The 16878-nt window shown below is 65.5% G+C and carries 17 protein-coding genes and 1 tRNA gene; 11 read left to right on the forward strand and 7 right to left on the reverse strand.

Annotated features, from left to right (window positions below; translation table 11 throughout):
- Window positions 1-106 precede the first annotated feature (106 nt).
- Window positions 107-2422, forward strand: a complete 2316-nt coding sequence (gene parC, locus QQK63_RS00725) for a DNA topoisomerase IV subunit A (RefSeq protein ID WP_277827867.1) — start codon at window positions 107-109, stop codon at window positions 2420-2422.
- Window positions 2423-2622: 200 nt separating this feature from the next.
- On the opposite strand, the gene QQK63_RS00730 is transcribed toward parC, so the two are convergent.
- Both QQK63_RS00730 and gndA read right to left on the reverse strand, forming a co-directional pair.
- A tRNA-Trp gene (locus tag QQK63_RS00730) sits at window positions 2623-2698 on the reverse strand.
- 58 nt (window positions 2699-2756) lie between these two features.
- Window positions 2757-4172 carry an NADP-dependent phosphogluconate dehydrogenase gene (gene gndA / locus QQK63_RS00735; RefSeq protein ID WP_277827864.1) on the reverse strand — a complete coding sequence of 472 codons (1416 nt, stop codon included), beginning with the start codon at window positions 4170-4172 and terminating at the stop codon, window positions 2757-2759.
- Window positions 4173-4292: 120 nt separating this feature from the next.
- Here gndA and QQK63_RS00740 point away from each other — a divergent pair, with 120 nt between their 5' ends.
- The gene (locus tag QQK63_RS00740; RefSeq protein ID WP_277827862.1) at window positions 4293-4982 is read left to right on the forward strand and encodes a lysophospholipid acyltransferase family protein; all 690 of its coding nucleotides are present in this window, start codon (window positions 4293-4295) and stop codon (window positions 4980-4982) included.
- Here the strand turns inward: QQK63_RS00740 and QQK63_RS00745 are convergent.
- The 3 genes from QQK63_RS00745 to QQK63_RS00755 all read right to left on the reverse strand — a co-directional run bounded on the left by QQK63_RS00745 (window position 4972) and on the right by QQK63_RS00755 (window position 7868).
- The gene (locus QQK63_RS00745; protein WP_277827860.1) at window positions 4972-5631 is read right to left on the reverse strand and encodes a CatB-related O-acetyltransferase; all 660 of its coding nucleotides are present in this window, start codon (window positions 5629-5631) and stop codon (window positions 4972-4974) included. The genes QQK63_RS00740 and QQK63_RS00745 overlap by 11 nt on opposite strands.
- A gap of 165 nt (window positions 5632-5796) precedes the next feature.
- Complete coding sequence (gene tuf, locus QQK63_RS00750; protein ID WP_284283156.1) at window positions 5797-6972, reverse strand: elongation factor Tu; 1176 nt, start codon at window positions 6970-6972, stop codon at window positions 5797-5799.
- A 155-nt stretch (window positions 6973-7127) separates the two neighbouring features.
- Window positions 7128-7868 (reverse strand): hypothetical protein, encoded by a 741-nt coding sequence (locus tag QQK63_RS00755; RefSeq protein WP_277822124.1) that lies wholly within the window; start codon window positions 7866-7868, stop codon window positions 7128-7130.
- A gap of 129 nt (window positions 7869-7997) precedes the next feature.
- Between QQK63_RS00755 and QQK63_RS00760 the strand changes: the two genes are divergently transcribed.
- Window positions 7998-9368 carry a cytochrome P450 gene (locus QQK63_RS00760; protein WP_277822122.1) on the forward strand — a complete coding sequence of 457 codons (1371 nt, stop codon included), beginning with the start codon at window positions 7998-8000 and terminating at the stop codon, window positions 9366-9368.
- A gap of 19 nt (window positions 9369-9387) precedes the next feature.
- Here the strand turns inward: QQK63_RS00760 and QQK63_RS00765 are convergent, their stop codons facing one another.
- Together QQK63_RS00765 and QQK63_RS00770 are read right to left on the reverse strand one after the other, a co-directional pair.
- On the reverse strand, window positions 9388-10731 hold the full coding sequence (locus QQK63_RS00765) for a methyl-accepting chemotaxis protein (RefSeq protein ID WP_277822120.1): 1344 nt from the start codon (window positions 10729-10731) through the stop codon (window positions 9388-9390).
- 72 nt (window positions 10732-10803) lie between these two features.
- Window positions 10804-11556: an FkbM family methyltransferase gene (locus QQK63_RS00770; protein WP_277822118.1), complete on the reverse strand. Its 753-nt coding sequence runs from the start codon at window positions 11554-11556 to the stop codon at window positions 10804-10806.
- 145 nt (window positions 11557-11701) lie between these two features.
- Here QQK63_RS00770 and secE point away from each other — a divergent pair, with 145 nt between their 5' ends.
- The 8 genes from secE (at window position 11702) to rplL (ending at window position 16714) form a co-directional block, all read left to right on the forward strand.
- A complete protein-coding gene (secE, locus tag QQK63_RS00775; RefSeq protein WP_277822116.1) occupies window positions 11702-11893 on the forward strand; it encodes a preprotein translocase subunit SecE in 192 nt (63 codons plus the stop codon).
- Window positions 11894-12078: 185 nt separating this feature from the next.
- Window positions 12079-12612 carry a transcription termination/antitermination protein NusG gene (gene nusG, locus QQK63_RS00780; protein ID WP_277822114.1) on the forward strand — a complete coding sequence of 178 codons (534 nt, stop codon included), beginning with the start codon at window positions 12079-12081 and terminating at the stop codon, window positions 12610-12612.
- 183 nt (window positions 12613-12795) lie between these two features.
- A complete protein-coding gene (rplK, locus tag QQK63_RS00785; RefSeq protein ID WP_277822111.1) occupies window positions 12796-13248 on the forward strand; it encodes a 50S ribosomal protein L11 in 453 nt (150 codons plus the stop codon).
- 3 nt (window positions 13249-13251) lie between these two features.
- The gene (gene rplA / locus QQK63_RS00790; protein WP_277822109.1) at window positions 13252-13950 is read left to right on the forward strand and encodes a 50S ribosomal protein L1; all 699 of its coding nucleotides are present in this window, start codon (window positions 13252-13254) and stop codon (window positions 13948-13950) included.
- Window positions 13951-14193: 243 nt separating this feature from the next.
- Complete coding sequence (locus QQK63_RS00795; RefSeq protein ID WP_277822107.1) at window positions 14194-14991, forward strand: hypothetical protein; 798 nt, start codon at window positions 14194-14196, stop codon at window positions 14989-14991.
- Window positions 14992-15021: 30 nt separating this feature from the next.
- Window positions 15022-15372 carry a hypothetical protein gene (locus QQK63_RS00800; protein ID WP_277822105.1) on the forward strand — a complete coding sequence of 117 codons (351 nt, stop codon included), beginning with the start codon at window positions 15022-15024 and terminating at the stop codon, window positions 15370-15372.
- 390 nt (window positions 15373-15762) lie between these two features.
- Window positions 15763-16275, forward strand: coding sequence for a 50S ribosomal protein L10 (gene rplJ, locus QQK63_RS00805; protein WP_277822103.1), 513 nt, complete (start codon window positions 15763-15765; stop codon window positions 16273-16275).
- Window positions 16276-16339: 64 nt separating this feature from the next.
- Complete coding sequence (gene rplL / locus QQK63_RS00810) at window positions 16340-16714, forward strand: 50S ribosomal protein L7/L12 (RefSeq protein WP_277822101.1); 375 nt, start codon at window positions 16340-16342, stop codon at window positions 16712-16714.
- Window positions 16715-16878 lie beyond the last annotated feature (164 nt).

Consider the following 16878-nt stretch of genomic DNA (forward strand, 5'->3'; position numbering starts at 1 on the left):
GGACTTTATAAGCAAATTCCCGCCGATTCGCCGACTCCGGATTCGCCTTGTGCCGGCATTTTCCCCGCTGGACGGACATGGCCCGCTGGCGTATCACGACCGCTAGATGGCCGATCAGGATGACACACAAGATGCAGGGGGCGATGCCCGCCAGACGTCCGAGCCTTTGGCGCGGGCGATCGGCACGCGCTACCTGCAATATGCGCTCTCCACGATCATGCACCGCGCGCTGCCCGATGCGCGCGACGGGCTGAAGCCGGTCCACCGGCGTATCCTTTATGCGATGCGCGAATTGCGGCTGGCCTCCAACGGGGGCTTCCGCAAATCGGCCAAGATATCGGGCGACGTGATGGGGAATTACCACCCCCATGGCGATGCCGCGATCTATGACGCGATGGCGCGACTGGCGCAGGATTTCGTCATCCGCTATCCGCTGGTGGACGGGCAGGGCAATTTCGGCAACATCGACGGCGATAACCCCGCCGCCTCGCGCTACACCGAGGCGCGGATGACCGCGGTGGCCGAGGCCTTGATGCAGGGCCTCGACGAGAACGCGGTCGATTTTCGGCCCAATTACGACGGCACGCTTGAAGAACCCGAGGTTCTGCCCGCCGCCGTTCCGAACCTGCTGGCCAACGGATCGTCGGGGATCGCGGTGGGGATGGCGACGAATATTCCGCCCCACAACCTCGACGAGCTGATCGCGGCCTGCCTGCACCTGATCAAGACGCCCGACGCCCGCGACGAGACGCTGCTCAACTACGTGCAGGGCCCCGATTTCCCGACCGGCGGTATCATCGTGGAACCGCGCGAGAGCATGGTGGAAACCTATGCTACCGGGCGCGGCGCCTTTCGCCTGCGCGCGAAATGGGAGGTGGAGGACCAGGGGCGCGGCACCTGGCAGATCGTGGTCACTGAAATCCCCTACCAGGTTCAGAAATCCAAGCTTATTGAACGGCTTGCAGAGCTGATCCAGACCAAGAAAGTGCCGATCCTCGCCGATGTTCGCGACGAAAGCGCCGATGATATCCGCATCGTTCTGGAACCCCGCACCCGCACCGTCGATCCCGAGGTTTTGATGGCGACGCTGTTCCGCCAGTCGGAGCTGGAGACGCGGTTTTCGCTCAACATGAACGTGCTGATCGACGGGCGCACGCCCAAGGTCTGTTCGCTCAAGGAAGTGCTGCGCGCCTTCCTCGACCACCGCCGCGACGTGCTGATCCGCCGGTCGCGCCACCGGATGGAAAAGATCGACCACCGGCTGGAGGTTCTCGAAGGCTTCATCATCGCCTTCCTCAACCTCGACCGCGTGATCGACATCATCCGCTACGACGACGATCCCAAGGCCGCGCTGATGCGCGAGGATTGGGGCCGCGACCATGTCCGCGCCACGTCGGAACGCGACTACAAGACACCGCTGCCGGGCGATGGAGAGCTGACCGAGGTTCAGGCCGAAGCGATCCTGAACATGCGTCTGCGGTCGCTCAGGCGGCTGGAGGAAATGGAGTTGATCCGCGAACGCGACGCGCTGATGGAAGAGCGCGCGGGGCTGGAGGATCTGCTGGCCTCCGACAGCCTGCAGTGGACCCGGATTTCCGAGGAATTGCGGGACGTTCGCGCGAAATTCGGCGCCAAGTCCGAAGGCGGCGCGCGGCGCACCGGATTCGCCGAAGCGGGCGAGGTGGCCGAGGTTCCGATCGAGGCGATGATCGAGCGCGAGCCGATCACGGTCGTCTGCTCCAAGATGGGCTGGATCCGGGCGATGAAGGGGCACATTGACCTCTCGACCGAGATGAAATTCCGCGACGGCGACGAAGGGCGATTCCTGTTCCATGCGGAGACGACCGACAAGCTGCTGATCTTCTCCACGGCGGGGCGGGCCTATACGCTTTCAGCGGCGAATCTGCCCGGCGGGCGCGGTTTGGGCGAGCCGCTGCGCCTGATGGTCGATCTGCCGAACGAGGCTGAAATTATTGATCTTTTCGTCCACCGACCCGAGGGTAAGTTGATTGTCGCATCGTCTGCCGGGGACGGGTTCGTGGTGCCCGAGGCCGAGGTGGTCGCCCAGACCCGCACGGGCAAGCAGGTGCTGAACCTCGCGCAGGGTGTCACCGCTCGTGTCTGCCGGGCCGTCGGGCCGGGCGACGATGCCGTTGCCGTGGTGGGCGAGAACCGCAAGCTCTTGATTTTCCTGTTGGAAGAGCTGCCCGAAATGGGCCGTGGCAAGGGTGTCCGTTTGCAGAAATACAAGGATGGCGGGTTGGCCGATGCGCGGAGTTTCGTGCTGGCGAACGGCCTGTCCTGGCTCGACCCGGCGGGGCGCACGCGGAGCGAGACGGAGCTGGCCGAATGGCAGGCCAAACGCGCCAGCGCGGGCCGGATGGCGCCGCGCGGCTTTCCGCGGGACAATCGGTTCACCTGAGGCTGATAGGCCCGGATGGGCCGTAGGGATCCCGTAACAAAGCTGTAGGGAAGCTGTCGTGCATCTGTAGCTACAGATGTAGGGCGGGGCTGGGTTGCCCGAGGACGCGCGATCTGTCGCTGATCGGGATCTGGCGGAACGCGCTTTCCCACGGATTAGCCGCGCTACGCGTCAGGTCATGCATGTCATGGAAAGAGACGTGGCAGGGGCGGAGGGACTCGAACCCCCGGCCTGCGGATTTGGAATCCGCTGCTCTACCAACTGAGCTACACCCCTAGGCCGATGCGCGGGATAGGGCGGATCGGCACGCTTGTCCAGATGTCTTGGACCAGATTCAACCCGCGTTCCACGGTCCATGCAGATCGGTTTCGCCGGGCCGGTCGACCCGTTCGAACCCATGCGCGCCAAAACGGTCGCGCAGGCCCTGGATCAGGTTGGCGGTGCCGCGCGCCTGCCGCAGCGTGTCGAACCATCCGAGGCCCGAGGCCAGCGCCGGAACGGGCAGGCCGGCAGCGCTTGCCGCGGCCACGGTCCGGCGGAGCGCCGGCATATGCGCGCGCAACTGATCGGCAAAGGCAGGTGCAAAGGCAAGCTGCGCATCGGGCGCCTCGTTCAGCGCCTTGGCCATGTCGTCGAGCATCGCGGATCGGATGATGCAGCCCGCCCGCCAGATCTCGGCGATGCGGGGCAGGGGGAGGGACCAATCCTCCTCGCGGCTGGCTGTGGACAGGAGCGCGAAGCCCTGCGCATAGGCGATGATCTTGCCCGCGATCAGCGCGCTTTCCAGATCGGTGTCGGACAGGTCGAGGGGTTCCGTGCCGCCGAACATCTCGGCGCCTTGTTGGCGCAGATCCTCCGCACCCGACAGGACGCGGGCGGTGACCGCGGCCTCGACGGCTGGAAGGGGGGCCGCGCGGGTCTGGGCGTCGATCACGGTCCAGCGGCCCGTTCCCTTTTGCCCGGCACTGTCGCGGATCAGGTCGAGCAGCGGTGTGTCGCTGTCCGGGTCGGTGGCGCGCGCCACCTCGGCCGTGATCTCGACAAGGTAGGAGGCAAGCGGACCCTCGTTCCAGCGGGCGAAGCTGTCGCCGATCCGGGTGGCGGTCCGGTCCATGCCATCCCGCATCAGCCCGTAGATTTCGGCGATCATCTGCATGTCGGCATATTCGATGCCGTTGTGCACCATCTTGACGTAATGGCCAGCGCCTTCGGGGCCGAGATGGGCGACACAAGGTGCCCCCTCGAAACGGGCCGCGATGACGCGCAGGACGGGTTTCATCGCCGACCAAGCGCGGTCGGAGCCGCCCGCCATCATCGAGGGGCCGTTGCGCGCGCCCTCTGCCCCGCCGGAGACGCCGAGGCCGAGGAAATCGAGATCCTCCGTCGCCAGCGCGCGGGCGCGGCGGCCCGTGTCCTGCCAATCGGAATTGCCGGCGTCGACGATCACGTCGCCGGGATCGAGATGGGGGCGCAGGGCTTTGATCTGCTCATCGACGGCCTTGCCCGCGGGCACCATCAGGACGATCCGGCGCGGGCGCGCGATGGCCGCGACGAAGGCGGCGAGGTCGGTCGTGGGCACGATCATCGCGGCCAGATCCCCGGCCCCCTCGACGAAGGCGTGGGTGCGGCTGTCCGTGCGGTTGAAGACCGCGATCTTGTGCCCGGTTTCGGCGATGTTGAGCGCGAGATTCGCGCCCATCGTGCCGAGCCCGATCAACCCGATTTCCGCCGTGTCGCGCCTGTCGTCCATCTGTGATCCTCCGCTGTTAGCCGCGACAGCCTAGTGCGCCCCGGTGAAAGGTGCCAGCACCCGGGCCGGATTGACGCTGCGGGCGAAGCCGTTCAAGGAAGCCTCCGGAAGGGAAGCCCCATGGGACGGATGACGCTGCGTCAAAGGATCGCCTCGAGCCCCGCGCTCAACCGGGCCGCCGCCGGGCTGTTCCGGCTGTGGCTGGAACTGGTCTATCGCAGCGCACGGCGCGAGGCGGATGGCTGGGACGCGGTTTCCCGCCTGATCGAGACCCATGGTGCGGTGATCATCGTCTGCTGGCACCAGCGGATCATGCTGACGCCCTGGATGTTCGACTTGGACCAAGCCCCGTGCCGCAGCCTGACCTCGGCGGGGCGGGCGGGGCGGCTCGTGGGCTGGATGCACCGCGCCTTTGGCTATGGAACGGTGCCGATGCCCAAGGGCCATTGGGGGGCCGCGCAGATGCGCGAGGTCCTGCGCGGGCTGAAGGAGGGGGTTTCCATCGGCATTTCCCCGGATGGGCCGCGCGGACCGGCGCGCCTGGCCAAGGTCACACCCATCCAATGGGCGCGCACAGCGCAGGTGCCGGTCGTGGTCTTCACCTTTTCCACCTCGCGGGCGTGGCATTGGCGGACATGGGACCGGCTGATGTTCCCCATGCCTTTCGGTCGGATCGCGCTGTTGTGGCGGGTCTGGGACCGTGCGGTGCCACCCCGCCTGACCGAGGTGGAGGGGGCCGCGTTGGCCGCCGATCTGGGCGCCTTCATGGATGCCGTGACCGCCGAGGCGGACGCCCGCGTCAGGGGCTGAGGCGTTCAAGCGCCGCAAGATCCGCGCCGCAGATCGCGGCCTCTGCCATCAGGATGCGGTCGATGGGCCAATCCCACCATTCGATCTCGAGCAGGCGGGCAATGGTGGCGGCATCGAAGCGAGGCCGTATCACCCGTGCTGGATTGCCCGCGACAAGGCTGTAGGGTGGGATCGTGCCCGCCACGACCGCACCCGCGCCGATGATCGTGCCCGATCCGATCCGCGCACCCGGCAGGATCGTGGCCCGTGTTCCAATCCAGACATCATGGCCGATGATCGTGTCGGGGCCGGGACCCGGCAGCGAGGGCCGTCCCGCCGCCTCGCCGCCGCCGAAGATGGCGAAGGGATAGGTGGAAAACCCGTCATGCCGGTGGTTGGCCGAGGCGGTGACGAAGAGCGCCCCGTCCGCGATCTGGCAAAAGCGCCCGATCACCAGTTTTTCGGGACTGAACGGATAGGTGTAGGGGGCGATATGCGCGGCCCAATCCGGCGGCGGATGAAGGGCCGAGGCATAAGTGTATTCGCCGATCTCGATGCGCGGATGGTCGATGACGGAGCGCAGGTAGACGGTGCCTGGATGAGCGGAGCCATCGGGAAGCGTGACGGGATGGACGGCATCGGGCCGTGCGAAGGGGCGGTGTTCTGGCATGGAAAGACCTTTGGTCTGAACGGGTTTCAGGGATGAAACGGGGTCAGAAAGCGGTCTTGTCCATGTCGGCCTCCATCACGGGATGGCTTGGATTTAACGTATCTTTTGCCAAAAAGCAAAAGGGCCGCCCGGAGGCGGCCCTTTCTTGTCGGATGATCGTGTGGATCACTCGATGATCTTGGAAACGACCCCTGCGCCAACGGTGCGGCCGCCTTCGCGGATGGCGAAGCGCAGGCCGTCTTCCATGGCGATCGGCGCGATCAGTTCGACCGTGAACTTCAGGTTGTCGCCGGGCATCACCATCTCGGTGCCCTCGGGCAGCTGAACCGTGCCGGTCACGTCCGTCGTGCGGAAGTAGAACTGCGGGCGGTAGTTCGCGAAGAACGGCGTGTGACGGCCACCTTCTTCCTTGGTCAGGATGTAGGCTTCGGCCTCGAACTTCGTGTGCGGCTTCACCGAGCCGGGCTTGCACAGCACCTGGCCGCGCTCGACGCCTTCACGGTCCACACCACGCAGCAGCGCGCCGATGTTGTCGCCCGCCTCACCACGATCCAGCAGCTTGCGGAACATTTCCACGCCCGTGCAGGTCGTCTTCTTGGTGTCGCGGATACCCACGATCTCGATTTCGTCGCCCACGTTGATCACGCCACGCTCGACGCGGCCGGTCACAACGGTGCCGCGGCCCGAGATCGAGAACACGTCTTCGATCGGCATCAGGAAGGGCTGATCCACGGCGCGCGCGGGCGTCGGGATGTAGGCGTCAACCGCAGCCATCAGTTCGCGGATCTTGTTCTCGCCGATCTCGGCGTCACGGCCTTCCATCGCGGCCAGGGCCGAGCCCGCAACGATCGGAATGTCGTCGCCGGGGAAGTCGTAGGAGGACAGAAGCTCGCGGATTTCCATCTCGACCAGTTCCAGAAGTTCCGGATCGTCGACCTGGTCCACCTTGTTCATGAACACGACCAGCGCGGGAACGCCGACCTGGCGCGCCAGCAGGATGTGCTCGCGGGTCTGGGGCATCGGGCCGTCGGCCGCGTTCACCACCAGGATGCCGCCGTCCATCTGCGCGGCACCGGTGATCATGTTCTTCACGTAGTCGGCGTGGCCGGGGCAGTCGACGTGCGCGTAGTGACGGTTCTCGGTCTCGTATTCCACATGCGCGGTCGAGATCGTGATCCCGCGCGCCTTTTCCTCGGGCGCGCCGTCGATCTGGTCATAGGCCCGGAATTCGCCGAAATACTTCGTGATCGCCGCCGTCAGCGTCGTCTTGCCGTGGTCAACGTGACCAATCGTGCCGATGTTCACATGCGGCTTGTTACGTTCAAACTTTGCCTTTGCCATGGCCCTCGCACCTTGTCCGTTCGGGGGCCGCCGCATGGGTCACGCGGGAGGCCCGGTTCAACATCGCGGGCGAGGTAGTCGGGTCGCAGGGAAAAATCAAGCCGATAACGGCGCATCGCCTCCGCTTGGGCCGGGGGCAAGGTCAGGAGCTGTGGTCAGGGGATCGAGGGGGTTGCGGAGGTGACCGGCAGGATGATGGCTTCGGCGGGCGTCACGGGCCGCGCCCTCGGGGCCGTTGTGGGCGCCGGGGTCGGTGTGGGCGTCGTCGTGTCCTCGGCAGGTGTTTCGGCGGGGGGCAGGGCCACGGCTTCGCCCGCAACCGGGGCCGTGCGGAACGGCGGCGCATCGGGATCGACGCTGAACCATTCGGGATTGTCCAGCATCCAGCGCTGGATCTGCCGGGCGGCATTGCGCGCCAGCACCTGCATCTGTTCCTCGCGGCTGCGCGCTATGCCCGAGCCCACCACGGCGGTTTCGGCCGATGCGCCCTCGAGCACCACGATCTGTTCGGGTTCCTCGTGCAGCTTCACGCCCGCCGCGTCGTCCCAGACATTGACCGACAGCACCAGAACCGACCGCGGGTTCAAGATCAGCGGCACGCCGGGCGGGGCCAACGCGTAGCCATCGATGGCGATGCCGAGGTGGTAGAGCCTGTCGCCCTCGTAGACACCGAAGCGGCGGTCGATCTCGGACGTCAGGATCGCGATCCACTCCTCGGCCGTGGCGTTCCGCGACGGCGGGACCTGCTGCATGCTGTCGGCCACCACGATGTTATGCCCCAGACGGAAATCGCCCATATTGGGCAATTCGTCCGTCAACGGGTCGGGCGCGGCGCCGCAGCCGAACAGGGCCACGACAAGCGCGAGGGGGGCAAAACGGGTGGAAGGGCGGATCATGCACGGCTCCGGCTAATGAACACTTGCGTTGGGGATACCGCAGCGGGGCATCGGACGCAAACGCACCCTGCTGGCCTGCGGGCGCACTGACGCTATCTTGAACGTGGCGAGATCCGAGGGGATGACAAGATGCCCGCAGCCGTGCGCCCAGCCGACCTTCCAGTGGCGGCCCGACTGCCGAACCAACCGATGGGATTGATCGCCAGCTACCGTGCGGGGCGAGAGAACATCCTGTCGATCATTCCCGAGCTTGCGCTGGAGGTGCCGATCCTGTCGGGGCGTACCGGTCCGGATCGCTGGCACATGGTGATGGACCCCACGGCGATCCGGCGCATCCTGCTGGAGCGGGTCGAGGCCTATCCGAAATCGGAGGTGACGAAATCCATCCTGCGGCCCGCGTTGGGTGAAAGCCTTTTCGTGGCCGAGGGAGACCATTGGCGTTGGCAGCGCCGCGCGGCAGCGCCCGCCTTTGCCGCGCGCAACATCGATGCCCTGACGCCTGCGATGACGCGCGCCGCCGAGGCGGCAGCGGCACGAATTGCGCCAGCGGTCGGCCGAAGGGCGATCAACGCGGTCGACGAGATGGTCGGCGCGACCTTCGACGTGATCGCCGATGTCACCCTGTCTGATCGCGGTGGCATAGACCGCGCCGAGGTGGGCGCGGCGCTCGACGCCTATATCGACAGCGCGGCGCGGATCAGCCTGCTCGATGTTCTGGGCTTGCCCGGTTGGGTCCCGCGACCGGCCCGGCAGGCGGCGGTGCGCGAACTGTCCCATTTGCGAAGCGGCATGGAGGCGGCCATCGCCCGGCGCGCCTGCGACGGGCCCCGGCCCGTGCCCGACCTGATGGACCTGCTGCTGGCCGCCACCGACCCCGAGACCGGTCGGCGCATGACCACGGACGAATTGCGCGAGAATCTCCTGACCTTCATCGTGGCGGGCCACGAGACGACGGCCCTGACGCTGGCATGGGCGTTGTACCTTTGCGCCTTCGATCCCGAGGTGCAGGCGCGCGCCCGGACCGAGGCGCAGACGGTGCTGGGGGATCGCGCCGCGGGGGCTGCAGATGTGGCGCAGTTGCCCTATGTGCGGCAGGTGATCGAGGAGGCGCTGCGGCTCTATCCGCCAGGCGGGTTCCTGTCACGGACAGCGCAGGCGCCCGACCGGCTTGCAGGGGCGGAGATCTGCATTGGCGATACGGTCATGATCCCGGTCTACGGCCTGCACCGGCACCGCAACCTGTGGGATGAACCCGACGCCTTTCGTCCGGACAGGTGGGCGGATCGCGCGACCATTGACCGGTACCAGTATCTGCCCTTCGGCGACGGGCCGCGCATCTGCATCGGGGCCCGGTTCGCGATGCAGGAGGCCGTGATCATCCTTGCGACGCTGCTGGCGCGGTTCCGGTTCCGTGCCGTTCCGGGGCGCGCCCCGCGCCCCGTGATGATCTTGACGTTGCGGCCAGAGGGCGGCGTCTGGCTGGAGGTCGAGGCTGTCTGAAGCCGTCGTCGGGCCCGGTTTATTGTGCGGCCACGAGCAGCGGAACCGCGCGGGACCCCGCCGTTTCCGTGTTCGACGTGCGGAATTGCAGGACTTCTTTCGACAGGGTTTCCGACGCACTTGAAAGCAGGCGGGCGGCATTCGTGCTTTCGACGGCCATTTCCGCGTTTTCCTGCGTCAGCCGGTCGAGCTGAGAGACCGTATCGTTGATCTGCGTCAGCGTGCTGGCCTGTGCCGCGATGCCGGTCGCGATACGGCCGACCGTATCGGAGAGGTGACCGACGCCGTCGAAGACGGTTCCGATATCCTTGCCTGCACGGTTCACCAATTCGACGCCGCTTGCGACATGGCGGGCGCTTTCCGCGATCAGTTCGTTGATCTCGCGCGCCGAATCGGAACTGCGTTGTGCCAGTTGCCGAACCTCCTGCGCCACAACGGCGAAACCGCGGCCGGCGCTGCCTGCGCGCGCCGCCTCGATCGCGGCGTTCAGAGCCAAGAGATTGGTTTGAACCGCGATGGCGTCGATGGCGCGGACGATCTTTGAGATCCGCGAGGAGGAATCCTGGATCAGGCCCATCGCGTCGATCGCGCTGCGGAAGATCTCGCCGCTGCCCTCGGTCAGGTCGCGGGTGCGACGGGCAATGGCGTCTGCCTCATCGGCCTCGGTGGCGGCGGATCGCACGGTCGAGGTCAATTGCTCGACAGCGGCGGCGGTTTGCCCGAGGGCCGAAGCCTGGCTGGACGTGCGCCCCGAAAGGTTCTCCGACGCGTCGCGGATTTCGAGGCTGATGCTGCCGATGGAGCGGGTCATCGCGCCGACGCGTCCGATGAGCGTGTTCAGGTTTTCGCACATCCGGTTGAAGCTGCGGGCGAGAACCGCGAGGTCTGGAACATCGCTGACGGGAAGGCGTTGCGTCAGGTCGCCCTCGCTCAATCGTTCAAGGCCGTGGGACAGGCTTTCGATGGCCTCGCGGCGGGTGGTGACATCGGTTGCCACCTTCACCACGCGGACGGCGCGCCCCTGCGCGTCGAAGACGGGAGCATAGGTCGCCTGGATCCAGATCTTGCGTTTGGTCCGGGTCAGCCGTGGAAATTGGTCGGTGAAGCTTTCGCCCGATCGCAGCCGTTGCCAAAAGTCCGCATATTCGGTGCTTGCGGCATAGGCCGGGTCGACGAAGATGCGGTGATGGCGGCCAACCACCGCGTCGGCGTCGTACTCGACGGCCGCGAGAAAATTGGCGTTGGCCTGAAGGATGGTGCCATCCATCGCAAAATGGATGACCGCCTGCGTCCGATCCACCATCGCAAGCAGGGCTTGGTTCGCCTCGGAGAGGCTGTCCGTCCGCAATTCGTTCGCCGTCATGTCACTACCACCGAGTCAACCGACTAGGTCAACGGCGGTCTATCTGGAACCTTTAGCGGCAGGGCCGCAGGTTCAACCCTTCCGGGCGTAAACATCGCCGGAATTCGCCTCGTGCGGCAGATCGCGAAGGATCTTTGCCATGGACGCGGCGTCCACCCAATCTTGCAGCGTCAGGGCGTGATCTTCGCCCAGCGACAGGTTGAAGCGATAGTCGCCAAGGCGCGCCACAGTCTCCAGCGCGTGAAGCGCCGGATCGCGCTGGATCGTCGTGATCTCGAAGGAGAGCGCGGGCAGGGCCTGGGTCAGGCCGCGCAGCACCTCGGGTTCGTGGCCTTCGACGTCGATCTTGACGAAATCGGGCAGGCCGTGGGCGGCGATCAGCGCGTCGAGCGTGGTGACCGCCACCTCCTGCGTCGTGTCCCAGGTCTGGCCCTCCCAGCCGGGCGCACCTTCGGCGGCGGCGATGAAATCGCGCGACAGGGTCGAGACTGTCGGATTGGCGGTGTTGAGGAACATTTGGGCGGTTCCGGGTTCCGCGCCGACCGCGCCCGAGACCAGCGTCACGCCGGGATCGGCGCGGAACAGGAGCCTGAGCACGCGCATGGCTGCGGGTTGCGGCTCGATGGCCACGACCCTTGCGCCGAGGCGCCGGAAACTGGCGACGCGGTCGCCCACATGCGCGCCGATGTCGAAGACCAGCCCGTCTTGCCCCACGAAACGGCCGTTGAGCGCATCCATCCGGCGGGTGCGGTCTGCGTCGCGATGGTAGACGCGCAGCGAGCGGGCGATGCCCTTGGCGGCGTTCGGGCGGGGCGTGTCGGGCATTGTCAGGGTCCTTGGCTGGGCGGCGGTGCGCCCGGTGGTAGATATCCGGCCTTCGCGCCGCGTCCATGGGCGATGATATCGGTGGCCGCCTTGCGCCGGGGGCGGGCCTTGCGTATATGGCGCGGAATTGACCCGGAGACGACCCATGGCCAACCCGTTCCAGTTCCTGCAGCAGACCCGCAGCGAGATCGCCAAGGTGGTCTGGCCTTCGCGCCGAGAAGTGTTGGTGACGACGGCTATGGTGTTCCTGATGGCCGTCGTTTTCGCGATCTTCTTTTTCTTCGTCGATTTCCTGATCCGCCAGGGTCTGGAACTTATTCTGACGGTTTTCGGCTGATCGCGTCCGGGCTTGCCATTCGCGCGGGCTGCGCGTAAGCACTTCCCATCTTCCCCGACATCGACAGTGACGCGCCAGTGCTCTCTCCAGTCGTGTCCGAACGGAAGATGCACCCGGCGGGGTCCGGGGAAGTATCAGTTACACCCGGCGCGGCCAGCGTCGCGAGAACCAAGGGGAAATCGGCCATGGCGAAGCGGTGGTATTCCGTCAGCGTCCTTTCGAATTTCGAGAAGCGGATCGCCGAGCAGATCCGGACCGCAGTGGCCGAAAAGGGCCTGCAGGACGAGATCGAAGAGGTTCTGGTTCCCGAAGAGGAAGTGATCGAGATTCGCCGCGGCAAGAAGGTGACCGTGCCGCGCCGTTTCATGCCGGGTTACGTTCTGGTGCGGATGGAGATGACCGACCGCGCCTATCACGCGATCAACTCCATCGCGCGGGTGACCGGCTTTCTCGGGCCGCAGGGCCGCCCGATGCCGATGCGTGACGACGAGGTGAACGCGATCCTGAACCGCGTCGAGGAAGGCGAGGCCGCGCCGCGGTCGACGATCACCTTCGAGATCGGCGAGAAGGTCAAGGTCAACGAAGGCCCGTTCGAGGATTTCGACGGCATGGTCGAAGAGGTCGACGAGGACAATCAGCGCCTCAAGGTTTCGGTCTCGATCTTTGGCCGTGCGACGCCCGTGGAACTCGAGTTCACTCAGGTGTCCAAACAGATGTGACGCCCGGGCGGCGCACTGCCGCCGGGGCTTGCGTGGCGGGCCGGAACGGTCTATGCGCCCAGCCTGTCGCGCTTGCGCGGCATTCCCATGTGGGAGGCGAGGTCTTCGCGAAGACCGGACCGCACCACATCGACAAAGGCCAAGGGGCGCGCCCCGCGGCTGTTGAGAAAAGGAGAGGCCAAGATGGCCAAGAAACTTGCTGGCAAGATGAAGCTGCAAATCAAGGCGGGGCAAGCCACCCCGTCTCCGCCGGTTGGCCCCGCATTGGGTCAGCGCGGCATCAACATCATGGAATTCTGCAAGGCGTTCAACGCCAAGACCGCAGACATGGAGCCCGGTGCACCGTGCCCGACCGTGATCACCTATTACCAGGACAAGTCCTTCACGATGGACATCAAGACGCCGCCGGCGTCCTATTTCCTCAAGAAGGCCGCCGGTCTGAAACCGCAGGGCAAGCGCAATCGCCCGCGCGGCGGCGACAAGCCCGGTCGCGTCAACATCGCGTCGATCACGCCCGCCCAGCTGCGCGAGATCGCGGAGGCCAAGATGGTCGATCTGAGCGCGAATGACGTCGAATCGGCAATGAAGATCATCCTCGGCTCCGCGAAGTCGATGGGTATCGAGGTGAAAGGGTAAGCCATGGGGAAGATCGCAAAGCGCCTGCAGGCCGCCCGCACCGCATTTGACGGCAAGGTCGACATCACGATCGAGGAAGCCGTTTCCCTGATCAAGGCCAATGCCTCGGCCAAGTTCGACGAAACCGTCGAGATCGCCATGAACCTGGGCGTTGACCCCCGCCACGCCGACCAGATGGTCCGTGGCACGGTCAACCTGCCCAACGGCACCGGCAAGACGGTTCGCGTTGCCGTGTTCGCACGCGGCGCCAAGGCCGATGAAGCCAAGGCCGCCGGAGCGGATATCGTCGGCGCCGAGGACCTGATGGAATCCATTCAGGGTGGCACGATCGATTTCGACCGTTGCATCGCTACGCCCGACATGATGCCCATCGTCGGCCGTCTGGGTAAGATCCTCGGGCCGCGCAACCTGATGCCGAACCCCAAGATCGGGACCGTCACCATGGACGTCAAGGAAGCCGTCGAGGCGGCCAAGGGCGGTCAGGTGCAGTTCAAGGTCGAGAAGGCCGGCGTGATCCACGCAGGTGTCGGCAAGGTCAGCTTCGGCGAAGAGCAGCTGATTGAGAACATCCGCGCTTTCGTGGATGCCGTCAGCCGTGCCAAGCCCGCCGGGGCCAAGGGATCGTATCTCAAGCGGATCTCGCTCAGCTCCACCATGGGTCCGGGCGTTTCGGTCAGCCTCGAGAGCGCGACCGCAAGCTGAACGTCACAGGTTCTGCCGAAGACATGAAAAGGGCACGCCATGCGCGTGCCCTTTTCCTTTTTGGTCAAGGAGCGGCACAAGCGCGTAAATTCCCGGCATTGCTGTATCCGCTTGGAGATGATCGTGCCCGAATTGCCACAAATCTCCCCACGAATTTCACCCTTTCTGCACTTTCGGTCACGACAACCGTCTATGGAGAAATGTAGGATCGCCCCAAGTTCGCTTAACCAGTAGGATTTCTCGATGTACCGTTATGTTCCGAGCTTCGCGTTGGCAGCAATCCTCGGGTGTGCCGGCCTTTCCGCACAAGCACAGGATGGCGCCTCGATCACCGGCTCCGCCGCGCCGCTCCAGACGCAACCCAGCCCTTCCGCCTCGCTTGCCTTCCCCTCCGTCTTCGGCGCCACCTCGGCGGTCGCCGCCCCGAATGGTACGGCCTTCGCGGCGCTGAGCTATGTCACGCCGCGCGGCGGTGTGCAGGGATCGGATGACGATGGCGATCTGAGTGTCGGCTATGCACTCGGCAACCCGGTGACCGGCGTGAGCGCGCAGGTCGCCGTCAACATTCTTGGCCTCGACCCGTTCGGGGACAGCGGCGCCCTGTCCTTCAGCCTGTCGCGGATGCTGCGGGCTGGTGGCACATCGGCCACCTTCGCCTCGATCGGAGCGGGCAACATCCTGGGCTGGGGCGATGCGCGTCGCAGCGATACGACCTATGTCGCGGCGGTGTCGCATATCCAGGCCTTCCCGCTCGCCAATGGCGTGGAATTGCCGGTCCAGTTCACCTTCGGTTACGGCACCGATTCGACCCTGTCAGACGACGGGCGCGGCCGCGCCGGACCCGGCGCCTTCTTTGGGATCGGCATGGGCCTGACGCAGAATCTTGCGGGCAGCATCTCCTTCACCGAGACGCAGGTGAACATGGGCTTGAGCCTGTCGATCCCGCAACTGCCGGGGGCGGGCCTGTCGCTGGGCGTCTATGATGTGACCGACAACACCAACCGTCAGCAGGTCGCGCTGGGCCTGTCGCTGGCATTCTGATCGTTGCGCGTTATTCCGGAGAGTAGAGAGATGAGTTTTCGCAAGATCTTGACCGGGCTGACCTTTGCCGGTGCCCTTTTCGCTGCCGCAGGCGCTCAGGCCGGTGGGTCGAGCACGCCCAACACGGCGGATGTGTTCACGCCCGGCACGTCAACTGTTGTCGCAGCGGCTTTCGCCGAGGCGCGGACGGTCCTGTCCGGCGGCGGTTCGCTGACGACGACGCCCACGGCCGGTGGTGGCACGACGGCGACCCTTCCCAGCGGCACCACGATCACGGTGTCGGGCACTGGCGGCACGATCACCGTCACGCCCGCGGGCGGCGGGGCACCCATCACCTTGTCCTCGTCGTTTGTCGCGTCTTTCCTCGCTGGCTTTCTCTGAGCCTGCGCGGCACGACGTTTCGGGGTTTGCGTGATGATCCGGCACCGGTCGCCCTCGTGGCCGGTGCTGGTTTCATTTCGACCGGGGCCTGACGGGGCGGCGGGTCTTTCGGGGCTTGGCACCCTGCGGGAATGGGGCTAGGAAGGGCGCTGGCTGCAAGGGGCGATTCGTCGCCCCTTGTTGTCTTTCGTCCGAGACGGTGGGTTGGGTGTTGCACCCGCTAAATCCTGCCTGAGACGGGATCAGGTCAGACAACCGAGGGCTCGGACCGTTCGAGCGCCTGGCGGTCTCTGGTTCCGTTGCGCAAGCGGACCAAAACCGCCGGAGCGATCCGGTAGAACTGAGCCGGGGCCATCCGATCGCATCGGGGCCCCAAACTGGAGTAAACCTGTGGATAGAGCCCAGAAAGAGAAAGTGGTCGAAGAACTCGGCCAGATCTTCGAAAGCTCTGGCGTCGTGGTGGTGGCACACTACCAGGGCCTCACGGTTGCCGAGATGCAGGACCTGCGTGCACGCGTTCGCGATGCAGGCGGGGCCGTGCGTGTCGCCAAGAACAGGCTCGCCAAGATCGCCCTTGAAGGCACCGATGTCGCTGGCATCGCGGACCTTCTGACGGGCATGACCGTTCTCGCCTATTCCGAAGACCCGGTCGCAGCCGCCAAGGCCGCGGACGAGTACGCCAAGGCCAATGACAAATATGTCATCCTCGGCGGTGCGATGGGTGGGACGGTTCTGAATGCCGACGGTGTGAAGGCCGTCGCGAAGATGCCGTCGCGCGAGGAGCTTATCGCTTCGATCGTCGGCTGCATCGGCGCGCCCGCTTCGAACATCGCCGGTGCCATTGGCGCCCCTGCTTCCAATATCGCCTCCATCCTTTCGACCATCGAAGAGAAGGCGGCGTAAGCACCCGATCGAGACCCGCCGCTTGCGGCGTTGGAACCCCATACCTACATACGGAACCTGAAAAATGGCTGATCTGAAGAAACTCGCAGAAGAGATCGTCAACCTGACCCTGCTGCAGGCTCAGGAACTGAAGACCATCCTCAAGGACGAATACGGCATCGAGCCCGCTGCTGGTGGCGCCGTCATGATGGCTGCACCGGCTGGTGAAGCTGCCGCCGCCGAAGAGGAAAAGACCGAATTCGACGTCGTCCTCAAGAACGCAGGCGCACAGAAGATCAACGTGATCAAGGAAGTGCGCGCGATCACCGGTCTGGGCCTGAAAGAAGCCAAGGACCTCGTGGAAGCTGGCGGCAAGGTCAAGGAAGGCGTGTCCAAGGCGGAAGCCGAGGACATCAAGGCCAAGCTGGTTGCAGCTGGCGCCGAGGTCGACCTGGCCTGAGGCCAAAACATATCCCCCCGGTCCATGTGGCCGGGCGGGACCCAAAATCGGCTGGGCCCGGAGCAAATCCGGGTCCAGCCATCCGCGTCTTGGCAAGGGCCCCATCGGGGCGTTTTCCAAGACGGTGGCAACGGGATCGGGATTTGCCGGTGGGACGGCAGACA

Origin of the sequence: Roseicyclus marinus (genome assembly GCF_030163795.1) — a bacterium.
Taxonomy (GTDB): domain Bacteria; phylum Pseudomonadota; class Alphaproteobacteria; order Rhodobacterales; family Rhodobacteraceae; genus Roseicyclus; species Roseicyclus marinus.